This window comes from uncultured Hymenobacter sp. (assembly GCF_964242765.1).
Lineage (GTDB): Bacteria > Bacteroidota > Bacteroidia > Cytophagales > Hymenobacteraceae > Hymenobacter.
In genome coordinates, this window is sequence record NZ_CAXTBM010000020.1 from 30,624 (window position 1) to 53,810 (window position 23,187).

At 54.7% G+C, this 23,187-nt stretch carries 21 protein-coding genes; 15 read left to right on the plus strand and 6 right to left on the minus strand.

Translation table 11 applies throughout. From position 1 onward, the window contains the following. Positions 1-29 precede the first annotated feature (29 nt). Positions 30-1,193, plus strand: a complete 1,164-nt coding sequence (locus tag ACFE7X_RS10610) for a pyridoxal phosphate-dependent aminotransferase (RefSeq protein ID WP_375435637.1) — start codon at positions 30-32, stop codon at positions 1,191-1,193. A gap of 30 nt (positions 1,194-1,223) precedes the next feature. Continuing rightward, complete coding sequence (locus ACFE7X_RS10615) at positions 1,224-2,216, plus strand: Hint domain-containing protein (RefSeq protein ID WP_375435638.1); 993 nt, start codon at positions 1,224-1,226, stop codon at positions 2,214-2,216. Between the two features lie 77 nt (positions 2,217-2,293). Here ACFE7X_RS10615 and ACFE7X_RS10620 read toward each other — a convergent pair whose 3' ends face one another. The 4 genes from ACFE7X_RS10620 to ACFE7X_RS10635 form a co-directional block, all read right to left on the minus strand. Continuing rightward, a complete protein-coding gene (locus ACFE7X_RS10620; RefSeq protein ID WP_375435639.1) occupies positions 2,294-3,052 on the minus strand; it encodes an acyl-CoA desaturase in 759 nt (252 codons plus the stop codon). A 292-nt stretch (positions 3,053-3,344) separates the two neighbouring features. Next, a complete protein-coding gene (locus ACFE7X_RS10625; protein ID WP_375435640.1) occupies positions 3,345-4,052 on the minus strand; it encodes an RluA family pseudouridine synthase in 708 nt (235 codons plus the stop codon). A gap of 115 nt (positions 4,053-4,167) precedes the next feature. Beyond that, positions 4,168-4,983 carry a 3-methyl-2-oxobutanoate hydroxymethyltransferase gene (gene panB / locus ACFE7X_RS10630; protein ID WP_375435641.1) on the minus strand — a complete coding sequence of 272 codons (816 nt, stop codon included), beginning with the start codon at positions 4,981-4,983 and terminating at the stop codon, positions 4,168-4,170. Positions 4,984-5,131: 148 nt separating this feature from the next. Next, positions 5,132-8,074: a putative LPS assembly protein LptD gene (locus ACFE7X_RS10635; RefSeq protein WP_375435642.1), complete on the minus strand. Its 2,943-nt coding sequence runs from the start codon at positions 8,072-8,074 to the stop codon at positions 5,132-5,134. A gap of 193 nt (positions 8,075-8,267) precedes the next feature. Here ACFE7X_RS10635 and ACFE7X_RS10640 point away from each other — a divergent pair, with 193 nt between their 5' ends. The 11 genes from ACFE7X_RS10640 (at position 8,268) to ACFE7X_RS10690 (ending at position 19,167) form a co-directional block, all read left to right on the plus strand. Then, positions 8,268-8,987 carry an N-acetylmuramoyl-L-alanine amidase gene (locus tag ACFE7X_RS10640; protein ID WP_375435694.1) on the plus strand — a complete coding sequence of 240 codons (720 nt, stop codon included), beginning with the start codon at positions 8,268-8,270 and terminating at the stop codon, positions 8,985-8,987. 60 nt (positions 8,988-9,047) lie between these two features. Then, positions 9,048-10,079 (plus strand): MlaD family protein, encoded by a 1,032-nt coding sequence (locus ACFE7X_RS10645; protein WP_375435643.1) that lies wholly within the window; start codon positions 9,048-9,050, stop codon positions 10,077-10,079. Positions 10,080-10,281: 202 nt separating this feature from the next. Next, positions 10,282-11,910: an acyl-CoA carboxylase subunit beta gene (locus ACFE7X_RS10650; RefSeq protein ID WP_375435644.1), complete on the plus strand. Its 1,629-nt coding sequence runs from the start codon at positions 10,282-10,284 to the stop codon at positions 11,908-11,910. A 3-nt stretch (positions 11,911-11,913) separates the two neighbouring features. After that, complete coding sequence (locus ACFE7X_RS10655; RefSeq protein WP_375435645.1) at positions 11,914-12,477, plus strand: hypothetical protein; 564 nt, start codon at positions 11,914-11,916, stop codon at positions 12,475-12,477. 256 nt (positions 12,478-12,733) lie between these two features. Continuing rightward, positions 12,734-13,234 (plus strand): hypothetical protein, encoded by a 501-nt coding sequence (locus ACFE7X_RS10660; RefSeq protein ID WP_375435646.1) that lies wholly within the window; start codon positions 12,734-12,736, stop codon positions 13,232-13,234. A 163-nt stretch (positions 13,235-13,397) separates the two neighbouring features. After that, entirely contained in the window at positions 13,398-14,252 is an 855-nt protein-coding gene (locus ACFE7X_RS10665; protein WP_375435647.1) for an ATP-binding cassette domain-containing protein, read from the plus strand. Further along, positions 14,236-15,009, plus strand: coding sequence for a hypothetical protein (locus ACFE7X_RS10670; protein ID WP_375435648.1), 774 nt, complete (start codon positions 14,236-14,238; stop codon positions 15,007-15,009). Before ACFE7X_RS10665 ends, ACFE7X_RS10670 begins: the two co-directional genes overlap by 17 nt. 19 nt (positions 15,010-15,028) lie before the next feature. Then, a complete protein-coding gene (locus tag ACFE7X_RS10675; protein WP_375435649.1) occupies positions 15,029-15,418 on the plus strand; it encodes a GntR family transcriptional regulator in 390 nt (129 codons plus the stop codon). Further along, on the plus strand, positions 15,415-16,146 hold the full coding sequence (locus ACFE7X_RS10680) for a hypothetical protein (RefSeq protein WP_375435650.1): 732 nt from the start codon (positions 15,415-15,417) through the stop codon (positions 16,144-16,146). The genes ACFE7X_RS10675 and ACFE7X_RS10680 overlap by 4 nt, the downstream gene beginning before the upstream one ends. A 113-nt stretch (positions 16,147-16,259) precedes the next feature. After that, positions 16,260-17,990, plus strand: coding sequence for a ubiquinone-dependent pyruvate dehydrogenase (gene poxB, locus ACFE7X_RS10685; RefSeq protein ID WP_375435651.1), 1,731 nt, complete (start codon positions 16,260-16,262; stop codon positions 17,988-17,990). Positions 17,991-18,291: 301 nt separating this feature from the next. Beyond that, entirely contained in the window at positions 18,292-19,167 is an 876-nt protein-coding gene (locus ACFE7X_RS10690) for a transglutaminase-like domain-containing protein (protein ID WP_375435652.1), read from the plus strand. A 106-nt stretch (positions 19,168-19,273) separates the two neighbouring features. Here the strand turns inward: ACFE7X_RS10690 and ACFE7X_RS10695 are convergent, their stop codons facing one another. Both ACFE7X_RS10695 and ACFE7X_RS10700 read right to left on the minus strand, forming a co-directional pair. Beyond that, on the minus strand, positions 19,274-19,882 hold the full coding sequence (locus ACFE7X_RS10695; RefSeq protein WP_375435653.1) for a redoxin domain-containing protein: 609 nt from the start codon (positions 19,880-19,882) through the stop codon (positions 19,274-19,276). A 105-nt stretch (positions 19,883-19,987) separates the two neighbouring features. Beyond that, positions 19,988-20,641, minus strand: a complete 654-nt coding sequence (locus ACFE7X_RS10700; RefSeq protein WP_375435654.1) for a 4'-phosphopantetheinyl transferase superfamily protein — start codon at positions 20,639-20,641, stop codon at positions 19,988-19,990. 341 nt (positions 20,642-20,982) lie between these two features. Here ACFE7X_RS10700 and ACFE7X_RS10705 point away from each other — a divergent pair, with 341 nt between their 5' ends. Then, the gene (locus ACFE7X_RS10705) at positions 20,983-21,906 is read left to right on the plus strand and encodes a WD40 repeat domain-containing protein (RefSeq protein ID WP_375435655.1); all 924 of its coding nucleotides are present in this window, start codon (positions 20,983-20,985) and stop codon (positions 21,904-21,906) included. A gap of 119 nt (positions 21,907-22,025) precedes the next feature. Then, positions 22,026-23,036: a DivIVA domain-containing protein gene (locus ACFE7X_RS10710; RefSeq protein WP_375435656.1), complete on the plus strand. Its 1,011-nt coding sequence runs from the start codon at positions 22,026-22,028 to the stop codon at positions 23,034-23,036. Positions 23,037-23,187 lie beyond the last annotated feature (151 nt).

Consider the following 23,187-nt stretch of genomic DNA (forward strand, 5'->3'; position numbering starts at 1 on the left):
TCAGAACAACCTTCTAACTCCTAAGTACTATGAAAACTTCAATGAATCGGCGTGCCTGGTTGAAATCCGGCGCGCTGCTGGCCGGTGGCCTTACCTTGTTACCTTCGGGACTTACCGCTTTGGCAGCAAGTCCGCCCGTCTCCGCTCTCGGCGAGCAACTGACGGATGAAGCGGCCTTGTTGGGTAGTCCGCCGCAAATAAAGGCGCGGCTGCTGGCGAATGAGAATCCGTTTGGGCCTTCGGAAAAGGTGAAGCAGGCGATGATGGAGGCGCTATCGACCAGTTATCAGTACCCGGCTATGTACGCGCGGGAGCTGGTGCAGAAGATTGCCACATTTGAGGGGGTCACGCCCGAGCATATACTAGTAGATGCCGGCTCCAGCCCGTTGCTTCAAGCCGCCGCCATCCACTTTTCCCGGAAAGGCGGGGCCATCATTACCGGGGCGCCGTCTTACCGGGATTTGCCGGATAGCGCCAAAGACCTTAGTACCACCATCGTGGAGGTGCCGCTAACAACCGAGTATAAGCTCGACCTTGAGGCCATGGAGAAGAAGGTGGACGCTACTACCGCCCTCATGTACCTATGCAACCCAAACAACCCAACCGGGACGGTGCTGGATGCCGCCAAGCTTAAGGCCTTCACGGAGCGAGTATCCCAGAAAGTGCCCGTTTTCATTGATGAGGCTTACATCGACTACTTGCCCGACCCGCAGAGCGTCACGATGATTGAGGCGGTGAAGAAGGGGCAGAACGTAATTGTGGCGCGTACCTTCTCCAAGCTCTATGGCTTTGCGGGCATGCGGGTCGGCTACATCGTGGCACAGCCCGAGACCATCAAAATCCTGAGCAAGTATGCCGTGGGGGGCATGAGCATTTCGGCGCCGGCTATACGGGGCGCACTCGTCGCCTACCAAGATCAGGCATTTATGAAAGAGGCTTTGCAGAAGACTCTAGCCTCCCGCCAGTTTCTCTACGACACGCTAAAGTTGGAAGGCTACTCCTACATCCCGTCGTCGGCCAACTTCGTGATGTTTCCACTGAAGATGGACGGCAAGCGCTTCGTAGAAGAAATGGCGCAGCGCGGAGTCGGCATCCGTAATTGGAAGTTCAACAACCAAGACTGGTGTCGGGTCAGCATTGGCCGCATGGATGAAATGCAGGCTTTTGCCGCGGCCTTCAAGCAACTGTCCTAACCCTACTATCTGTAAATAAAGCTTTTGAATATGCGTAAACAGCTACTAACCTTGGCTTTCTCGCTAGCCAGCGTGGGGGCCGCACAGGCGCAAACCAATCCGCGCCCGTTGACCCTGGACGAGTATAAAAAGGCCAAAACATTTCAGATCAAGGACCCGGGTACTGAAACCTACGTCAAGTTTGAAAACGCCTACATCCTGGACCGCTACGAAACGCGCAAGCCCTACTTCATTACCGGCGACGACGGCTTAAAGAAGCGCATCGACCTCTATAAGCTGCTCGCCAAAGAGGGCATGCAGGAAATAGGGCTGATGGTGTGCTACGCCAACGAAAAAGGCAAGCGCTACCAAGTACTAGTACCCGACTTCACGGCGGCCGGCAACGTGTGGGAGCAATACTTCGAGGACATTCATGCCATCGACAAGGAAGAAAAGAATTTTGTGCTCAAGCTCTCTTACGTGCTGTCCAAGGAGATGAGTTTTCAGCAGTACAAGAACATCAACCAAGGCAAAGACCTGAAAGTGGAATCGGCCACCTACGGCAACGATATTTGCTTCCCCGGCGACCAAGAAGTGGCTATGGCCAACGGCGGCCGAAAGCTGCTGCGCGACATCCGCCCCGGCGACCAAGTAGTGACAGTCGACCCCGAAACCAAGCAGGCTGCCGTCACGCGGGTGCAGGAGTTGGTAGCGCACGAAGCAAGCAACTATGCCCTTACCAAGCTGGTAGTGGCAACGGCCCAACAGCAAGTAAGTGCTTCGGCTACCGAAATTCACTTGCTTAGCCAAGTGCTGGAAGCCACACCCAATCACCCGATGATGACGCGTAGCGGCTCTAAAAAGATAAGCGAGATTACGGAGGGAGAAGAGGTTCTATGCTTCAATAAGGTTTCCCAAACGTACGAACCCTACACGGTGCTACAGAAAAAGGAGCGGGCAGGCGGCGTGCAAAAGGTTTACAACATGGTAGCCGCCGAGGGCACTACTTTCTTGATGAATGGCGTAATGGTGATGCAGAAATAACAGTGGACGCCATTTACGAGCAACAAAAAAGCCTGTTCCGAAGTGGAACAGGCTTTTTTGTTGCTCGTAAACTAAAGCTATGCAGCCACTCGCATTTTCTGCGCTTTCTGCTTGCGCTTGATTTTGATAATGCCTGCTTTGTCCATGGTCCAGATGAACACGTACGTAGGGTCAAATTCCCACCACTTCACGCCGAAGTTCACGCGCATCGGTAGTTTGTGGTGGTTGTTCTGGAACAACTCCCCGAAGGCGAGAAAGTCCAGCGCCAGCGTATTTTTGGATTTGTCGTGGTTGTCGAAGTTCTGGTAGCCATACTTGTGGCCGCCCCAGTTCACGATAGCGCCGTGCAAAGGACCCATCAAAAAGTGCATCGGCAACAGTAAGTATTGCCACCATGCCGTGGCGAAATTTATATAAAACAGCACGTACAGCGTGCCCCAGCCTAAGCGGGAATACGCGGTGCCTCCAAACCAATCCAGCCATTTCCACTCTGGCGTGTCGCCTTCAAAACGCTTGGCAGCATCATGGGTATTTTCCACTACTTCACCGTAAATCACCTTGGTCTTCCACATCATCGCAAAAGCATTCGAGGAGAAATGAGGCGAGTGCGGGTCCATTTCGGTATCCGAATACGCGTGGTGCATGCGGTGCAACAACGCATAAGCCCGCGGCGACAGAAACGAAGAGCCTTGGCAGATGTAAGTGAACAGGAAAAAGAATTTCTCCCAAAACTTGTTCATCGTGAACATCTTGTGCGCTGCGTAACGGTGCAGGTAGAACGTCTGCGTGAACAGCGACAAGTAGTAGTGGGCAACAAAGAATACGAGAATTGCCATGGCGAAAATAGATGAGAATCGAAGTCGGATGCGGGCGCTTCAGGTGGCAAAGCCCAAATGCAAGCCTTTAGTTCAGAAGTGCTTTCACAAAACTACGGCCAGTATTTACTGAGTGCAATTTTCGGAATAGAAAGGCCAAAATGTTGTTATAGTTTTACTTTTAACTGAAGCACGCCTTGTTCTGATTGATGTTTTCTTTAGGCACTGCTTATAGTAACTATTCACCAATCACACGGAGGGTTGAGGGCTGAAGGCAACTGATAACTTTGGCAATAGCTCCTAGAAGCGAAGCCTAATAGTATGCTACTGCTGCTTCCCAATGCGGCATATCGGGTAGTGGGGCCACAAACTTCATGTCTTCCTTGGTAACTGGGTGTTGCAACTCCAATTGCCGGGCGTGCAACGCAATGCTCACATCAGGCAGCGGAGCCAGGAAACCATACTTCACATCACCGACAATGGGCGTCCCTAACCCGGTAGCCAATTGCACCCGAATCTGGTGCGGACGACCTGTAATTGGGTTTACCTGCACCAGATAGCGAGTGCCAGCCTGTCCTAATACGGTATAGTCGAGGTCGGACTTTTGGCCCTGACCGTGGCGCTCGGTATAAGCTTTTGTGGTATTGCGAATAGGATCTTTCACCAGCCAATGGGTAAGGTGGCCGCTAGTCGGATCGGGGCATTTGCCGGTCAAGGCCCAGTAGGTTTTGTGAATTTTGTTGTCGCGAAACATTTCATTTAGCCTACTCAGCGCTTTGCTGGTTTTGGCCAGTATCACGATGCCACTCACGGGCCGGTCGATGCGGTGCGCCACTCCAATGAAGGCTGCACCGGGCTTTTTGTACTTGAAGCGCAAGTACTCTTCAGCTTTCGAAGAAAGAGGTTCGTCGCCAGTGGCGTCGCCCTGCACGAGCAGGCCGGCTGGCTTGTTAATAACGAGGAGATGATTGTCTTCGAACAGAATTTCCTTCCGCTCCGACCACAGATTCGGACGATTCACTAGTAAATAATCAGCAATGAACGGTGAGCAACAGCCGAGCATCGGCGCATGTTCGCGCAGAACGTATCAATGACAATTGCTTGCTGCTCATTGATACTTGCTTGTTGCAATTAAATTAATAGGCTTCTTCGGTGCTGGGAAAGTCCCGGCTTTTAACATCCTCGATGTAGCGTTGTACGGCGTTGTGCATTACGTCACCTAAGTCGGCGTAGCGGCGCAGAAAACGAGGCTTAAATTCTTTGGTAATGCCTAGCATGTCGTGTACAACCAAAACTTGTCCGTCTACGTCGGGGCCAGCGCCGATGCCAATAACGGGAATTGTGAGTTTCTCGGCTACCTGCTTGGCCAGCGCGGACGGAATTTTTTCCAGTACTACCGCAAAACAACCGAGTTCTTCCAGCAGAATAGCGTCTTCGAGAAGCTTTTGCGCTTCTACCTCTTCCTTGGCCCGCACGGTATACGTGCCAAACTTATAAATGCTTTGTGGTGTGAGGCCAAGATGCCCCATCACCGGAATACCGGCCGTCAGAATACGAGTAATGGAATCCTTGATTTCAGCGCCGCCTTCCACTTTTATGCCGTGCCCGCCCGATTCCTTCATGATACGGATAGCGGAGCGCAGCGCCTCTGAAGAGTTTCCTTGATACGAGCCAAAAGGCATATCAACAACCACGAAAGCTCGCTTCACGGCCCGCACAACCGACGAAGCATGATAAATCATCTGGTCGAGGGTGATGGGCAAGGTGGTTTCGTGGCCGGCCATAACGTTGGAAGCCGAATCGCCAACTAAAAGCACGTCAATCCCCGCACCATCGAGGATAGTCGCCATTGAAAAGTCATAAGCCGTGAGCATGGAAATTTTCTCGCCCCGCCGTTTCATGGCCAGCAACTGGTGCGTAGTCACGAGCTTGACTTCTTTGTGTTGCGACATTAGAGAATGGATATAGAGGTAGCTGATGCAGTGACTGGAATTCGGGAACAAAAGTGTCGAAATTCTAGCATTTCCGCGGCCCTACCGTTTCTATCCGGCTGCAATCCTCATCTGTTAACTTGAAATCAGCTAGTAGCAGCCGCAGCCACTACCGATTGAGGAAGGTACGGTTGCGGTTCAGCTTCAGGTCCTGGAGCAGCGACGACTTGGCGGCAATAGTCACGAAATAACCTTGTGCATAGCCTCTAAATGGCCGCCAGGTGCCCGTAATCTGCCAGCAGTGCAAGTCGCGGAAAATATCGAGCGACGTGAAGGCGGAGGTGCCGTTGATAAAATCGTAGTTGGTGGTGTAGCCTACCCGTGTGTTTTCCGTGAGCTTTACGGAGCCACTTAAGTTCAATGAGGCGGAAGCCAAGGACCGCGGCCGGACGTAGGTGCCGCGGCTAGGACGCGGGCCCGGATCAGTGTACTGCGCTGTGAAGCCGGAACTGAGTTCCCAGGGCAATTCAAAGTCCACGTAATCCTCGTACGGATTGATCGGGATTGGGCTGCCAAGCGCCGGGTCATTGGCTGGGGCTACGGCGCGGCTGATGTTGGATTTGCGGCCTGGTTTCTGGCTCGGGTTGAACTGATAATTCAGCGACATGCTGGCATTAGCCAAACGCGCTAACCGCCGGCGTTCTTGATCGAAAAGGTACTTGTTGATGACGGCGCCGGATGAATCGCGCTGATACGGCTCAAACGTAGCACTTACCAGGATGTTCAGCTTACGCGCCACCTGCGTCCGGAAGGAAGTGGTAATCGGAGAAAGCCGAGGGATGCCAGGATCAGCAAGGAAATTATAACTGAAGTTCAAGTCCAATCCATCAATCAAGCTGACTTTCTTGAATGGTGTGGTACCCGTTGTGTCGTTGTTGTCGCGCACCTTCATTTCCACTGCATTCTGCAATGAGAAACCTATGGTACCGGCTGCACTAGTACTCGTAATAGAGGGCGCGCCAGTAAATCCTTGGTAATAAGAGTAATAGCGCCGGTCCAGTATGTTGCCAGTTAATGGGTCCCGTTCTGCTTGAAGAGCCTCTAGGCTAGCATCAGGAGTATTGCGAGCAATACCATAATAAGGCAGGCCGTCAATTCGTTGTGCGGACCCACGAGCGTTTCGTCCCGGCACGTAGTTGACGCTGATGTTTGGCGTAACCTTATGGCGAATAGCCTCTATTTTCTTGCCCTTTATTTGGTACAATCCATAAATATTTGTCCCGAAGTTCACCCCAAATCCGCTTGAAAAGTCACTCACCCGGCGGAATTGGCGTAGGGTATCAATTCGTACTGCTTGAGCTACCGGATCATATTCATAGCTAAGCTTTTTCAGATACCAAGCTTCATTGTAATTGATAGAAGGAGCAAGGTTGATGAATTTCAAGAGGTTGTAACTGCCAAGCGAAATCTGAAACTGGTGCAGAATGCTCGTCTGCGCATTGCCAAGCAACTTGTCAACGTTGCTCAGCTCTATCGGAAAGACTGAACTGGTATTGCTTCCACCGAGTAGCGGAATACCAGCGCCCAACGACCGGGCCGGTTGGGTATTTGTGAGACGGTTTTGCGCGTTCAGGGTATATGAGAAAGCAAATTGTTCGTAGAACTTGCCAGTAGGCGCTAGGCCCAACCACTGATAAGGATACTGCCGAGCCACCCCAACCGTAATATCGGGCAGGGTGAAGTCCATAGTGCCGGTTTGGGTGTTCTGGCTCTGGCTCGCGTTAATGGCGTAGTTGATAGGTGCGTTGCGCAGCTGCTTGCTGTAGCTAACCGTCGAGTTGAAGGCCGGCGCTAGGTACTGGCCGGGGTCAATAGAGTTTTGCCGGTTGAAGTCAGAGCTGCCAGCTCGTACGCTGGCCGAGAAACGGCCGCCACCCGGCCGGGGCGTAGGAGCGTGGCTCCATGTCAACCAGAATGTTTGCGGCTTGCGTATTTGCTGGGCAGCTAGGCTGGTTGTAGTTCCGTCTTGCCCTAAGGTTTGAGTGACTGGGCGCGAGGAAAACTCGAAGCTAAGCAAACCACTGTACCGGTAGCGCTTAATGTATTGCATTTCAGCCGTGCCGCGCCAGCCACCAAACTTCTCGCCGGCACCAGAATAGACGTCGCCGGTGAGGCGCAAGCCGATATTGTCGCTAGCGGCCCAGTAGTAGCCGCCGTTGCGCAGGAAGAAGCCCCGTTCGGTGGAACTGCCGAAGGTGGGAATGATGAGGCCCGATGCCCGGCTCTTGCTCGGCGAGGGGAAGTAGCCAAACGGCAAACCCAGCGGCAGCGGAATGTCACCAATAACGAGGTTGAACGGGCCAGTTACAATCTTCTCGCCGGCAATCATCTTGATCTTGCTGGCGTTGATGAAGAAGTGCGGATGCGACAGATTGCACGTGGTATAGCGTCCGTTGCGGCCGTAGATTTCGTTGTACTGATTTTTCTTGATGACTTCGGCGTGTACATAGCCCTCGCCCTGCTGCGTCACGGCTTCTGCAATCTTACCCTTCTTGGTTTTGAAGTTGTAGTTGATACGCCCCGCCTCGTAGTTTTCCGCGCCATTCTTGAAAACCGGCTTGTCCTGCACCTTACCCAGAGAGTCAGGAGCCCCTTCCGCATTAATCAGATTCTTGCTGTAGTCCACGGTGATTACCGCCGCTTTCAATGACACCTCGCCATAATCTACGTTGGCTTTGTCATAGAGCGTAGCCTTTTTCTCTTGCACATTGAAGCGAATGGAATCCTTGGCCGCATACTTAACGGTTGTTTCCACGTCGCCTCTGCGGCGAGAGCCAGTCGAGAGCTGCAACGAATCCAAGCCCGCCCGGCGTACTAATCCGGCCGTATCGGCGGCCGAGTTTGTACCCAGCCGGCGCGTACCAGGAATAGTATCGGGGCGCAAGATGGGCGGTGGAGTCCGCACGTCGGAAGGCACATCGGCGCCAGGGCGTCGAGTGGGTGTTTGTGCCAGGGCCGGAAATGCCAGTAACCCTAGAATAACGGATACTACCAGGGGCCGGATAATCCGGCTTAGTGGCCTGATAAAGAAAATAATACTTGCGTCGGACAAAGGCTCGAGTACGGCCACGTGGTTTTATTCGTTTATTTTGTGGCGGTTTGCAAAGGTAGCGGGTCGCTGCTCTTCACTAACGAAAACTGTGCGGAATATTGTCGCCTTGTGCCTAGTAGGCGTGTTGTGTTTTTCCGGCTCGCCGGCCGCAGTAGCTCCGGAAACTCCGGCGCCTCGGCCTGCCCTCTCCGCCATGCCCACGGGGTACCGGTTGCGGACGGTTGTTCTCGACGCTGGCCACGGCGGAAAAGACCGGGGCTGTGCGGGCGTAAGTGCCCGGGAAGCTGATGTAGCACTGAAAATCGTGCTGGAACTCGGGCGCCTGATTCAGGACAGCATGCCCGGCGTGAAAGTGGTGTATACCCGCAAAACCAACGTATTTGTCGAATTAGCCGACCGGGCTGGTATCGCCAATAAAAACAACGCCGACTTGTTTATCTCGGTGCATTGCAACGCTGCCGCGCCGTCCGCCTACGGTACGGAGGTCTGGACGATGGGTCCGCACAAGACCGATGCCAACCTCTCGGTAGCCAAACGGGAAAACGCGGTTATTCTACAAGAAGAAAATTATCAGGAGCGCTACAACGGCTTCGACCCTACTTCTCCCCAAAGCCATATTCTTTTCTCTCTTTACCAGAGCGCCCACATCGTAAATAGTATTCGATTCGCGCAAAAAGTGGACCGGCAGTTCCGCACCACCATCAAGCGTCCTTCGCGGGGCGTGAAGCAAGCGGGTTTTCTAGTGCTTTGGAAATCGACAATGCCTTCCGTACTTATCGAAGCAGGCTTTCTTACCAACCGAACCGAAGAGAAGTATCTGAACGATAAAGCGGGCCAAGCGTATATGGCCTCGGGTATCTACCGGGCCTTCCGCGACTACAAAACTGAACTGGAGGTAATGAACGGGGAATAACCCTTTTCGCGCCTGTCGTGGCCAGTTCTCACCTCTGCATATCACTAACGATAGACCACCGTGGCGAAAGAAATTAAAGTAGCCCTATTGGGCATTGTGGCCTTAGTGGCCCTGTTTATTGGATTCAACTTCCTGAAGGGAGCCAATTTGCTCTCTTCCGACCGTACGTACTACGCTACCTACGACAACGTGGATGGTCTCACCGTGGGTAACCCGGTGATACTGAACGGTATCAAAGTAGGGCAGGTGAAGGAAATGAAGTTAATGCCTGAGCAAGCTAACCGGATTAAGGTGGCCGTGGAATTGCAGAAAGGCATTACTGTCGGCGACTCAACAGTGGCCAGTTTGAGTGGCTCGCTGCTAGGGTCGAAGACGATTACGCTTTTTCTTGGCAAGAATTCCAAAGTGTATGACGGTGGCGAGGAACTGAAGTCTTACACGGTAGCTAGTATCACCGACGCATTTCAGGCGAAGGCCTTGCCCGTGTTAGGCACAGTCGACTCGACGCTGACGAAAGTAAACAGCTTTTTGAACAAAGATGCCCGCGTGAGCCTACAGGCCACTTTGCTCAATGCCCAGGGTAGCACCGAGGCCCTCCGCAACTTGCTGGTGATGAACCAACGGAACATCAACCAGATTACCACCAATATGGCCAAACTCACCTCCGACTTGGCCGTGACCACCAAGAAGTTCGACCGAATTGCTTCCAACTTCAGCCAACTCAGCGACTCGCTCAAGGGGGCGCCCGTCGGGCCGGCTATGCGCAAGCTGAACGCTACCATGACGGAAGCGCAAACTGCCATGACCACGCTCAACAAGTCGATGACCGACCAAAGCGGGTCTTTGGGCAAGCTCATCAATGATGATTCGCTTTATAATAACCTGAATGCCACCGCGGCCAGCACAAACTCTTTGCTTTCCGACTTTCAAACTAATCCGAAGCGCTACGTTCACTTCTCGGTGTTCGGTGGTGGCAAGGAGAAGGTCAAGAAAGAAGTTGAGAAGAAACCCAATGGGGAGGTAAAGACGGAAACCAAGAAAGTAACCAGCACACCGGACCTGCAATCCTCGGATTCGACAGTGCAGAAGTAACTGCTGCCCACGGCACGGCGCAGAACCGAGCCACATTATCTACCTTTGAAATCCGCCCCCACAGGCGGATTTCTGCTTTCTACCCCTACCGTGAAACCGTAAAAGGATAATGATTTGGTACTTCTAAGCTGGGCAAGTAAAGCTTTAGCTGTGCCATTGCAACTTTTACCGCTTCACTCTCTCACTACCCATTCCCACCCGCATGAACCTGGAATTCAACAAAAACGACGATCTGCTTAAACAGCTTAATTTTCAACTCAGCCAACGCTTAAAGAAGGTGCAGCTCGGCGGCGGGGAGAAACGCATTGCCGCGCACAAAGCCAAAGGCAAACTAACCGCGCGGGAGCGGATAGCCTACTTGCTGGATAAAAATTCGGAAACCGTTGAAATTGGGGCGTTTGCGGGGGAGGGGATGTACCAGGAAGAGGGCGGCTGCCCCGGCGGGGGTGTGGTCGTGGTCATTGGGTACGTGCAAGGCCGGCAGTGCGTGGTCGTAGCCAACGATGCCACCGTGAAGGCCGGCGCCTGGTTTCCAATTACGGCCAAGAAAAACCTGCGGGCCCAGGAAATCAGCATCGAAAACAAGCTGCCCATCATCTACCTCGTCGATTCGGCGGGCGTGTATTTGCCCATGCAGGACGAAATCTTTCCTGATAAAGAGCATTTCGGCCGCATTTTCCGCAACAACGCCGTGATGAGCAGCCTGGGTATCGTGCAACTGGCCGCCATCATGGGGCCGTGCGTGGCCGGTGGCGCGTACTTGCCCATCATGAGCGACGAGGCTATGATTGTGGACGGTACCGGCTCGGTGTTCCTGGCGGGCTCGTACCTGGTGAAGTCAGCCATTGGGGAAACCATCGACAACGAGACGCTGGGCGGCGCCACTACTCACTCCGAAATCTCGGGCGTCACGGATTACAAGTTCACCTCCGACGAGGAGTGCCTCGACCACATCCGCAACATTTTCGACAAGATGGGCGGCCATGCCACGGCTGGTTTCTCGCGCAAAGCGCCTGCGCTACCCAAGGAAAAGCCCGAGGAAATCTACGGCCTGCTGCCCGCCGACCGGGTGAAGCCCTACGATATGATGGACATCATCCGCCGCCTGGTCGACGATTCGGAATTCGAGCCCTACAAGGACCTCTACGGTCAAACGCTCATCTGCGGGCTGGCGCGCATCGAGGGGTGGGCCGTGGGCATTGTGGCCAACCAGCGTAAGATCGTGAAAACCAAAAAAGGCGCCATGCAGATGGGTGGCGTCATTTACTCCGACTCGGCCGACAAGGCGGCGCGCTTCATCATGAACTGCAACCAGAAGCGCATCCCGCTGGTGTTCCTGCACGACGTATCGGGCTTTATGGTGGGCTCACAGTCCGAGCACGGCGGCATTATCAAGGACGGCGCCAAGATGGTGAATGCCATGAGTAACTCGGTGGTGCCCAAGTTCTCGGTGATAATCGGCAACAGCTACGGGGCCGGCAACTACGCCATGTGCGGCAAAGCCTACGACCCGCGCCTCATCGTGGCCTGGCCTACCGCCCAACTAGCCGTTATGAGCGGTGCTGCCGCCGCCAACACGCTCCTCCAGATTCAGGTAGCCTCGCTCAAAGCCAAAGGCGAAGTCATCACGCCGGAAGCGGAAAAGGAACTGCTGGACCGCATCAAAGTCCGCTACGACGAGCAACTCTCGCCCTACTACGCGGCCGCCCGCCTCTGGGTAGATGCCATCATTGACCCATTGGAAACCCGCAAGGTCATTTCCCAAGGTATCTCCATGGCTAATCACGCGCCGATTGAAAAGGCGTACAATGTGGGCGTGATTCAGGTGTGAAAAATGGCTGAACTAGTATGCTTGCCTCTGCGCGCTGAAACAAAACGATGGTTGAAAATCATTCATTACTTAGGAGCCTTTTCACTAAGTGCGTTTGCTTTTTGTGCCTTCTGGGTGCGAGTGATAAGTGAAAACGCATCAGGAACAACTTATCACGGTTTGCTTGCAATACTTTGTGATTTGTTGTGGGTGACAGGAATTTCAACAAGTTGCTGGCTAGTAGCTATTATGATAGTGAGCCTTTTGGATCATGCGCAAATTATCAACTCGAATCAACAGCAGAAACTGGGCACTATTAGCCTAAGCGAAGATCATCTTATAGTAAATAATCAGACTATTGCAGTCAGCGACTTAAAAAGTATTGTATTGATATCAGACCGGTACGCAGGTGCGCCACGTGGGAGTAGCACAAGTTCAGGCGCAGGGAAGTTGCTAGTCGTTTATAAACTCAATAAGCAGGAAGCTACCTTCCTAGTCGTGGTTCAGTCGGCGCGTGAGTTAAATAAATTGCGAGAACTGTCTGCTCTATGGAGAAGTCGGCAGATAACAGCCTTTATTATGGATTGAATACGCTCGTATGGTAGCTTTTTTGCCATCTATGAAACCCTCCACCCTACCTCCTAGCTGGCTGCGACGGCGCGGGCAAAACCACGACTGCATACGTAATGCTGCCAGGATTACTGGGCTGCTGGGAGTTTGTGAATGCCGACGAAATAGCGTGAGGTTTTTCGCCGTTTCAGCCAGAAACGGTAAGCGTGCGGGCTGGGCGGCTAATGCACCTTCGTCACCTTACCTTTGCCGTCCATCCTGCATTTAGTTGAGCGTGAACGAACCAAATACCGCCGCATTTGAAAAGGCCCGCACTGGTCTGTGGACCAGTTTGCAGAAGCATTTGATAAGTGTTTATGGGGCTGAGAAAGCCTTTTTAGCTTCTGTTGCTTTCGTTGATGAATTCCCTTTTGCCCTGCACACGGCTAATGAGGAGCAGCTAGCAGGTTACTGGAGCGCACGGAACTCCTTGCGCGACCTCTACAGCGACGAGACCACCCAGCTAGACACATTGGTAAAAGCTATTCGAACCAAAAACTATTCCGAGGACCAGAAAAAGCAACTGTATTTGTTGCTACTTGGCTACATGGACATTGCCGCTTCCATATTTGAGTTGCTCAGCACGCACGTACCTACCAAACTCCCCGAAGATGAAGAGTTGGAGGCAGTAGCCGCTAAGTTTGAGCGAGTAAAGAAGTTTGCGCGGTTGAATGTGAAAGGTATAGCCGGCTTGCAAACCGCTGCTAGTGGAGGCAAGCCAAATGGAGATCATTAAAACCTGCTTTAGCAGTAATGGGTCCGTAAGCCTACTGACCGAAACCACAAAGGGTAGCTGCGAACAATAGCCCGTATAAAAAACAAAATAAAATTTGCTGGTCGGAATATAGCGCGTACGTTTGTGGTGTATTAGATTAATAGTACACTAAAACAATAAACGCATGGTTGCCATCCAGCATCTCCGATTTGGATATTCTCGCCGAGCACCGCTTTTTGAAGAACTTAGCCTGAGCCTCATGCGAGGACATATTTATGGCCTTTTAGGCAAAAACGGAGCGGGCAAGTCCACGTTGCTCAAGTGCATGGTAGGGCTGGCTTTTCCGTGGTCAGGAACGTGTACGGTGCACGGGCAACCGTCGGCGGAGCGCCGGCCCGACGTGCTGGCCGACCTCTTCTTTCTGCCCGAAGAAGTATACGTGCCGGCGCTGACAGTTCAGCAATTTGTGGCCAACACGGCGCCGTTCTATCCGCGTTTCAACCAGACGCAGCTCACTGGCTACCTCCAGGAACTAGAGGTGCCCGCCCACGCCCGGTTGCAGGCGCTGTCGTTTGGGCAGCAGAAAAAGTTCATGATTGCCTTTGCCCTAGCCACCAACACGAGCTTGCTGGTGCTCGACGAACCCACTAACGGCCTCGACATACCCTCGAAAGCGCAGTTCCGCAAGATTGTGGCCTCGGCACTAGGCGACGAGCGGTGCGTGATTATCTCAACCCACCAAGTGCGCGACCTCGACGCCCTAATTGATACTGTAGTGGTGGTGCACGAGCGCCGGATTGTACTCAACCACAGCATCGACGAGCTGGCGGAACGCTTGCGCTTCGGCGCAGCTCGGCCCAACGAAGCTGCCACTCCCATTTATGCGGAGTCCTCGGTACGCGGGCAACGGGGTATCTGGCCCAACCCGGCCGGGCTACCAAGCCGGGTTGATCTAGAACTGCTTTTCAATGCCTTGGTTGGTGACAACGCTGTTTTAACAAACTACCTAGCTCAACCTTCGCATGAACCAGCTCTTTAGTTTTTCTCGCTTCGGGCGCTTGTTGCGCAAGCACACCGCCGAACACGTGCGGAGTTATTTGATGGGTACGGCCGTACTGGCCGGCGGTACGGTAGCAGTATTAGGTGGGCTGACGTATATCAGTGACCGGCCACTCCAGCCTAATGTGCAGATGATACTGTTCACGTATGGGTTGCTGGCTGCCGGGGCCATGTTCACGGCTTCGGTGTTCGCGGCCATGGGCGACCAGCGGCAAGCGGCCCCGGCCCTGCTGCTGCCCGCGTCACACCTCGAAAAATACTTGGTGGTGTGGCTATACTCGCTGCCCGTATTTCTGGTGGTGTATACTTGCGTTTTTCTGCTCATTGATGCGTTGACGTTGCAATTAGCATCCAGCACGGAGCCGCGTGTATTGCTCGACTTGCGGGAAAATCAGGCCATTTCGGTGCGGGCACTGCTGACTTACGCGGCGCTCCACGCGGCGGCATTATGGGGCGCTATCTACTTTCGGCGGCGGCACGTTATTAAGGTGGCCTTCGCGGTGTTCGGCTTGGTGGGCGTGCTGGCGCTGGTCAACTTTCAGGTTTTGAAGCGCATTCTTGTTCACGATATTCAGCCAGCGCTGCCGTTTAGTGATGTAGTGCTAGCTACGGGCGGCCAACTATTTGAACTGGCGCTGCCGCCAGCGCAACAACCTTGGCTGATACTGCTGCCGCTGCTACTGGCCGTGCTGCTCTGGGCGGGGGCCTATGCCCGTCTGACCGAAAAACAACTGTAGTTCGGGGCTAGCTATTCACATGGAATTCAACGAAAACGAGGCCATTTACCTGCAAATCGCTGGGTACGTGAGCGAGCATATTTTGCGGGGGCTATGGCCGCCCGACGACAAGATTCCGTCGGTGCGGGAACTGGCCGGCGACTTGCAGGTGAACCCCAACACGGTGATGCGCACCTATGAGCACTTGCAAAGCCAACAGGTGATTTACAACAAGCGCGGCATTGGCTTTTTTGTGGCCCCTGGGGGCCCCCAGCGCGTGCAGGAACTGCGCAAAGTTCGCTTTTTGCAGCAGGAACTACCCGCTTTTTTCCGCACTATCCGGCTGCTGGGCGTCGACCTGACCGAGGTGCAGGAGCGCTACGTGCAATTTCTGGCCGAACATCCCGAACCCGTTACTCCGCAATTATGAAAAACAGCCTCAAGTTCTTGACGGCCGCTGGCTTGCTGCTGCTCGGTTCCCTCACCACCTACAATGCCGCCTTGCGGGCCGAATACCAGCATGGCGCCTACAAAGACCCGCTGAACAACTATCAGGCGCTGTCTTTGCGCAACTTCAACACGCTAAACCTGCCCGCTGCCGGCATCATGCGTGTGCGAGTGGAATCCGGGCCCTTTGCGGTTTATGTGAATAAGAAAGCCGCCGATTATGTGCACGTAAAGCAACAGGGCGGCCAACTGACGGTTACGCTGAATTTTCCGGAGAAAGAAGACTACCTCGGCCAGGGTGACGCCGTTATTATTCGTTGCCCCCGCCTCGATTTATTGACGGCTGGCAGCACCTACACGCGGGCAGGCAGCCCCCAAACTGTAGCGCTGCGAAACCAACCAAACCGCACAGAACTCTTAGTGAAAGGCTTCACGCAGGACAGTTTGCGGCTGGTACAAAATCATACCGCACACGTAGTATTGGCCGGCAACCACCTCGGTCAGTTGCGGGCGGTAGTCGGCAACACTACCGGTAGCACCGCCGAACTCGACTTGAGCGCCGACAACCGCCTGGCTGCTACCGACGTGCGGGTGGAGCACCGCGGTAAGCTGGTGGCCCAGAACTTGGAGTTGCCGGGGCTGCGCTTGCATTTCAGCGACAGTGCCCAAGTGGAACTGTCGGGGGCGGCGTTGCGCGTGTTGACCAAGTAGCGAAATAGTGGGCTAAACAAGGGGTTAGCGGGTGCCGTACGTAACAAGCCCGCCGGCTATTCGGCGGGAGGGGTGGGCTGCAACTCGCACTACCCGCCGATACTTGTTGCTCTATGGCGCACAAATCCGTTTCCGAAATAATAGTAGACACCATCATGGCCGCCGGCGTAACGCGCGTATACGGCGTGGTCGGCGACTCCCTCAACGGCATCACCGACGTGATTCGGGCGCGGGAAGGCATTGAGTGGATTCATGTGCGCAACGAGGAAGCCGGTGCGTTTGCGGCCGGCGCCGAAGCGCACCTCACCAACTCGTTGGCGGTGTGCGCCGGCTCCTGCGGGCCCGGCAACACGCACCTGCTCAACGGCCTCTACGACTGTCACCGCAGCCGCGTGCCCGTACTGGCCATTGCCGCGCAAATCCCGAGCGGCGAAATCGGAACCGGCTATTTCCAGGAAACCCACCCCGAAGTCACGTTCAAGGAGTGCAGCGCCTATTGTGAGTTGCTTTCGCAGCCGGGCCAGGCCGTACGCATGACCGAGGCCGCCATCCAGACGGCCCTCAGCCAACGCGGAGTGGCCGTACTGGTAGTGCCCGGCGATGTAACGCACCTGAGCGTGCCCGATGTGCCCGCGCCCCGCCTACCCGCGCTGGGCCGCGTCGCCACCCTGCGCCCTGCCGAGGCCGATGTGCAAGAAGCGGCAACCCTGTTGAACGCCACGGAAAAAGTGACGATTCTGGCCGGGGCAGGCTGCGCCGGGGCCCACGCCGAGTTGCTGGCCGTGGCCGAAGCACTAGGCGCTCCGATTGTGCATGCGTTGCGCGGCAAAGAGTTTGTCGAGCCCAATAACCCCTATGATGTGGGTATGACGGGTTTGCTTGGCTTTTCGTCCGGCTACGAAGCCATCATGGACTGCGACGCCTTGCTGATGCTGGGCACCGACTTCCCCTACATCCAGTTTTTGCCCGACGATGCCCGGGTAGTGCAGGTAGACGTGCGCGCCGAGCACATTGGCCGCCGCACCCGCGTAGAAGTCGGTTTGGTGGGCGATGTAGCCGAAACGCTGCGCTTGCTACTGCCGCACCTTACCTACAAAACCGACCGGGCGCATCTAAAGAAGTCGTTGGCACATTACCACGACACCCGCCAGAGCCTCGATGAATTGGCTACCGGAGAAGCCGGCGACACCAGCATGCATCCCCAATACGTGACCCGCCTACTAAACGAGCAAGCCGCCGAAGACGCTATTTTCACCTGCGACGTGGGTACGCCTACTATCTGGGCGGCCCGCTACGTGCGTTTTAATGGCAAGCGGCGGCTTATTGGGTCCTTCAACCACGGCAGTATGGCTTGTGCCATGCCGCAAGCCATTGGGGCGCAGCTCACGTACCCCGGCCGTCAGGTTATTGCCATGGCGGGCGACGGAGGCCTGGCTATGCTGCTGGGCGAGTTGTTGACCATTCGCCAACTAAAGCTGCCAGTAAAGATTGTGGTCTACAACAACAGCAGCCTCGGATTTGTAGAATTGGAAATGAAAGCCAACGGCTTCCTCGAATACGGCACTGCGCTCGACAACCCGAATTTTGCCGCACTGGCCGAGGCGGCTGGTTTGCACGGCATCCGCGTAAGTGACCCCGCCGACCTACCCGCTGCCATAGCCGAAATGCTGGCCCACCCGGGTCCCGTACTACTCGATGCCGTGGTCAAGCGCACCGAGCTTTCCATGCCACCTACCATCGATGCCAGTCAGGTGAAAGGCTTCAGCCTTTACGCCCTCAAAGCCATCATGAACGGCCGCGGTGATGAGCTGGTCGAGCTAGCTAAGACCAACCTTTTCCGGTGATTGTTGGATAAACAAGCAAGTTTTGTTGCGTGTCACACTACGTAACCTTTTTGCTAGGGTGTGGCCCGTACATAGTTGCCCGTCATGCTGAGCTTGTCGAAGCATGACGGGCAACTATGTACGGGCCACACCCTAGAAGGCTTGCGCTACTTTTTACGATAACCTGGAAACCTCTTTAAATTGAACAATCCAACCCGTTGGTACTGTTAATCCTTGGCAGCTGGCAGCGGTGATACCGTGCCGGATGCTTTAATTTGTTACTTCCGGCCGCTTCTGCCTTTTCGGCTCCCTTTATTACTACATGACCAACAAAGAAATTAAAGCACTTATCTCCCTGCTCGACGACCCCGAAGTCGCGCCGCAGATTCAGGAGAAGATCCAAACGCTCGGGGAAAGCTTGATTCCTTTCCTGGAAGAGTCATGGGAAGAAACTCTTGACTCGCAGCAGCAGCAGCGGCTAGAAAATCTGATTCACAATCTACAGTTCGAAGGCTTGCAACAGCGCCTGCGCGTGTGGCGCGATTCTGGTGGTGAAAATCTGGTTGAGGGGATGTGGCTGCTGAACTCGTATCAGTATCCTGATGCCGACCTACAAGTGCTCAACCGCGCCATCGAGCAGTTGCGCTTCGAAGTGTGGACGCTGCTGAAGCCAGAAATGCACCCCGCCGACCAAGTGCAGGCCCTAAACTACGTGCTGTTTAAGACGCATAAGTTCGCCGCTAACACCCAAAACTTTCATTCCCCGGCCAACTCCATGTTGCAGCGGGTGCTGGAAACTCGCCGCGGCAACCCACTCACACTCTGCGTTATCTACCTGCTGGTGGCGCAACGTTTGAACCTGCCCATTTACGGCGTGAACCTGCCCAACCTGTTTGTGCTCACCTACCGCCTCGACGACCTCGATGTAGAACCGTTCTACATCAACTGCTACAACCGGGGCCTCGTGTTGTCGCGCACCGACATCGAGCATTACGTAGCCCAACTCAACCTCACGCCCAACGATATTTTCTACGAGCCTTGCTCACATATCGACATCGTACGCCGGGCCTTGCGCAACCTGCAACTGAGTTTCGAGAAGCTCCAAGAGCCCGCCAAAGCCGCCGAAGTCAACAAACTGCTGGCCATTCTCACTGAAGAGCCATCTACCACTACCGACGCGCCGCAGGGAGAAGAGTAAAGATGAACCAAGCAATGTCATTCTGCTCGGTTACTCATAGTTAAAACGGAAGAAGCCCTTGATGACTAGTCGTCAAAGGCTTCTTCCGTTTTAACTATGAGTAACTTTAATTCCGTTTAATCAGGCAGCCGGCCGCGCGTTTGTCGGGAACACCCGCGGGGCGACCGGCCAAGAGGTTGTCGAGGGCTTGCTGCAAGTAATGTTCCTTGGCGTAGCCCTCCATTTGCGGATTATCGTCGATGGCACCTTTGTAGCGCACGGCAAAGCCATTACCGACTGGCTGTAATACAATTGCTTCGGGCGTTTTGGTGGCTCCTAGCAGCGTACTTACTTTCTGGCCTTCATCGCTGAGCAAGGGCAAATCGGCGCCCGTAGTTTTAACTTTTATCTTTTCGGCATCTCCGGTGTCGGCGCTGGCATCAAGGTTGATGGGCGCCTCAATGAACAGGAATTGCACCCCGTTGCCACTGTACTGCGCGCTCAGCGCCGAGAGGCGCGCTTGATATAAGCGAGTGAATGCACAATTCGGATTAACAAACACGACCACCACAGCTTTGCTGCCTGCGTAATTGCGGAGAGCTACCTCTGCATTGGCACCGTTTTTCAAGCTGAAATCACTAACGGTACGGTCGCTTTGCGCGCGGGCTACACCCACAGCGACGGTACAGAATAGCAAAGCCGCAGCAGCAATTATAGGAACTCGGCGGAGAGACATGGAGAAAGGTGAAGTGGTGATGTGGTGAAATAGTGAGTTCTTATTTTGGTGAAAAATGAGTTTGATGTTCTGAAAAGCAAGAAACAGAACATTGAACTCACCATATCACCACATCACCATTTCACAGTAAGCGTAAGTTAGCACGTAATCGGGAGTGAGGCGCTGGTAGTGGATTTGGTGTTTGCTGCGAGAGTTTTCTAGGAGCAGGTGTCCCGTCAGTACACCGGCCTCTCGCAGCTTAAACGGGTCGAGCAGAATATGCTCCTTAAACACCAGGCCCCGGCGACTATACAGCTTATAGATCGTCTCTTTGGCACTCCAATAGAGACTGTGCTTCGCTGTTTCGTCGCCGGCGTCAGCCCGTTCGGCTTCCGATAGAAACCGCGGCGCCAACTTTTGCGCTTTGTCCCGCACTAGTTCAACATCTGTGCCAACATGGCCTCGCGTAGCTATCATACAGCTTACCCACTGGCCGGAGTGCGATAAAGAAACGGCGAATGCCGGCAATTGCTCGAAGAATGGGCGGCCATTCGCATCGTTGACAAGGATGACAGAAGTCGTACAAAACTCTCGCAGTACCTCGTGCGCCAAAACTCGGCCGGCCAGCCATTGCGTGCTGCGCGTCTGGTCGCGGCCCGTAGGTTGAATGGCGGCGTACCGCTCGGGCAGGACTTGCAGCAGGGCTTGCGCAGGCTCTCTAAGCTGCCACAAGCCTAGCACACTGTGGTCGGAGAGAGGAGTGAGAGAGTGAAGCGGCATAAAAGCGAAGGTAGCTGGCCATCGGGAATGGGGATGGTGCATAACTATAGAGTCAGTGCTGGCATTCAACTAGGACACCATCCGAATAGGTAAGAACCTTGTCCTTCCGACGCAAGAGGAAGCTGAGGTAAGTTCGTTGAACGACTTTTCTCGGATTCCTCTTGCGTCGGAAGGACAAGGTTCTATCTCAGTGGACAATAATCGTCTGCTTAGACAAGCTCTAAGTACTTGGATTAGTATAGCTCTAGTTTTTCTTACATTGGTGGAGCGGAGTAGAGGAGTTGCATCATTGTTTTTTCCTTGCAATGGCAAGGAGAAACTAACTTCGCGACATGGCACTCATGCACCGTCCCGAAGTTCAGAAGCTCGCTGCCCTCACTGGGCACCGCGACTGTGTGTATGCCTTAGCCGGTACGGCAGGCGCCTCAACCTTCTATTCGAGTGGGGCTGATGGAATGGTGGCCGTTTGGAGCTCCGATGCAACGGAGCAGGATGGCGAGCTAGTGGCAAAAGTGGAAAACTCGGTGTACGCCTTGCTGCACCTGCCCCAGCGTAACTTATTGGTGCTCGGCCACAACTTCCAGGGCATACAAGCCATAGCCCTCGACGAGAAGAAGCTGGCCTTTGCTACCGCGCTGCCACCGGTGGCCATTTTCGATATGGTGTACTCCGAAGGTTGGCAGCGCCTCTACGTGGCGCTCGGCGACGGGACGCTGGCCGTGCTGCGGGCAACTGATTTTCGGGTGGAAACGTTGCTGCGCTTGTCCGACAAAAGTTTGCGCTGCTTGGCGCTGCACGAAGAGCGGGGCGAACTGGCGGTAGGCGGCTCCGACTGGCTCATTCGCATTCTGGACGCGAATACGCTGGCCGTGAAAAACACCGTTAACGGCAGCACCAATTCCGTTTTTACTGCGGCCTACTCACCCGACGGTCGGTATCTGCTTACGGCAGGGCGCGATGCCCACTTGCGGGTGTGGGACGTGGCGGCCGGTTACGTTGAGCACCAGAGCATTGTGGCCCATATGTTTACCATCAACCACCTGGCGTTTTCGCCGGACGGTCGGCTGCTGGCCACCTGTAGCATGGACAAGAGCATCAAGTTGTGGGACGCCGATACGCTGGCCTTGCTACGGGTGGTAGACCGAGCGCGGCACGCCGGACACGGCACCTCGGTAAACAAGTTGTTTTGGCCGGGAACCCAGAATCGGCTAGTTTCGTGTAGCGACGACCGCAGCCTTGCCGTGTGGCAGGTTGGTACTGAGTAGTCGGTACTGAGTGGCGAGAACAATGTTTAGAAGACCAGCTTCCGGTAGGTTCACCAAACGTTCTTCCTTTTTATTGCCACCAACTCGCTACTCACTACCTAGTACTTACTACCAAAGTCATGAAAATCACCGCCCTCGACATCCGCCAGAAAACGTTTGAAAAAGCTTTTCGTGGGCTCGATAAAGACGAAGTGCAAGCGTTTCTGCTTACCCTCTCGCAGCAGTGGGAGCGGATGGGCGACGAAAACCGCGAGCTGCGCGTGAAGCTCGACCACGCCACCCAGGACGTAAGCAAGATGCGCGAGGTGGAAACCAGCCTCTACCGCACCCTCAAAACCGCCGAGGACACTGGCAACAGCATCACCGAACAAGCTCAGCGCGACGCCGAGCTGCGCATTCGTGAAGCCCAACTCAAAGCCGAGCACATACTTGCCGATGCCCGCCAAAAAGCCCGCGCCGTGGTGGAAGATGCGTATCAGCAGTCGGAGAAGACGGTGGCCGAGATGAAAAAGGAAGTCAGCAGTCTCGGCCAGGAGTGCCAGCGCTTGGAAGCCCACCTCGACGGGCTCGTGCGCGACCTGCACCATCTGGCTTCCGATGCGCTGGCGAAAGTGGAAAAAGCGCGGGCCCAACCGAAAGCCAGCACGGCGGCCATCCTTTCGCGGGCGGCTAGCGTAAAGGTGAACCGGATAGATGCTGCAGACCACTCAGCGCCATCCGACGCTCCCATGCACGTTAGCTCCTCCGTCCCTTCTTCGGCCGCCGCTGTAGGTGATGCCTCAGTTGCTGCTTTCAACGGGTCAACTTCTGCCCGCACTGAGCCCCAAGCCTACAACCCCAAGCCCGGCCAACAGCCCGACCCGGGCGCCCCGGCCCAAACCCCCGGCCCCGATATTCAGCCTAACCCGTCGCCGAGCGAAAATCCGGGCCGGGTGGATCCTTCCCGTATCTATCAGCCCGAGCCTTCCACGGTGCCCCAACCCGGTGAGCCCCGCGTAGAGCCGATGGCGCCGGATATTCAACCTATCGGCCCAAGCCACCCCGAAATCACGCAACCCGAGCCTTCCACTCACCCTGGCATGGCGGCCGCCGTGGCATCGACCGAAAAGTCTTTCTTCGACGAGATATAAAGGCAGATTTCCCGAGACTTGATTTCAGTAATTACCACAGGGCCTGCCCAATACGGGTGGGCTTTGTTGTTTAATGGTTAGCCCGGCGCTAGTGTTCTGATTTCCTATTCCCTATCTGCATCTGCGCCAAATACCAACTTAGAACAGTTCT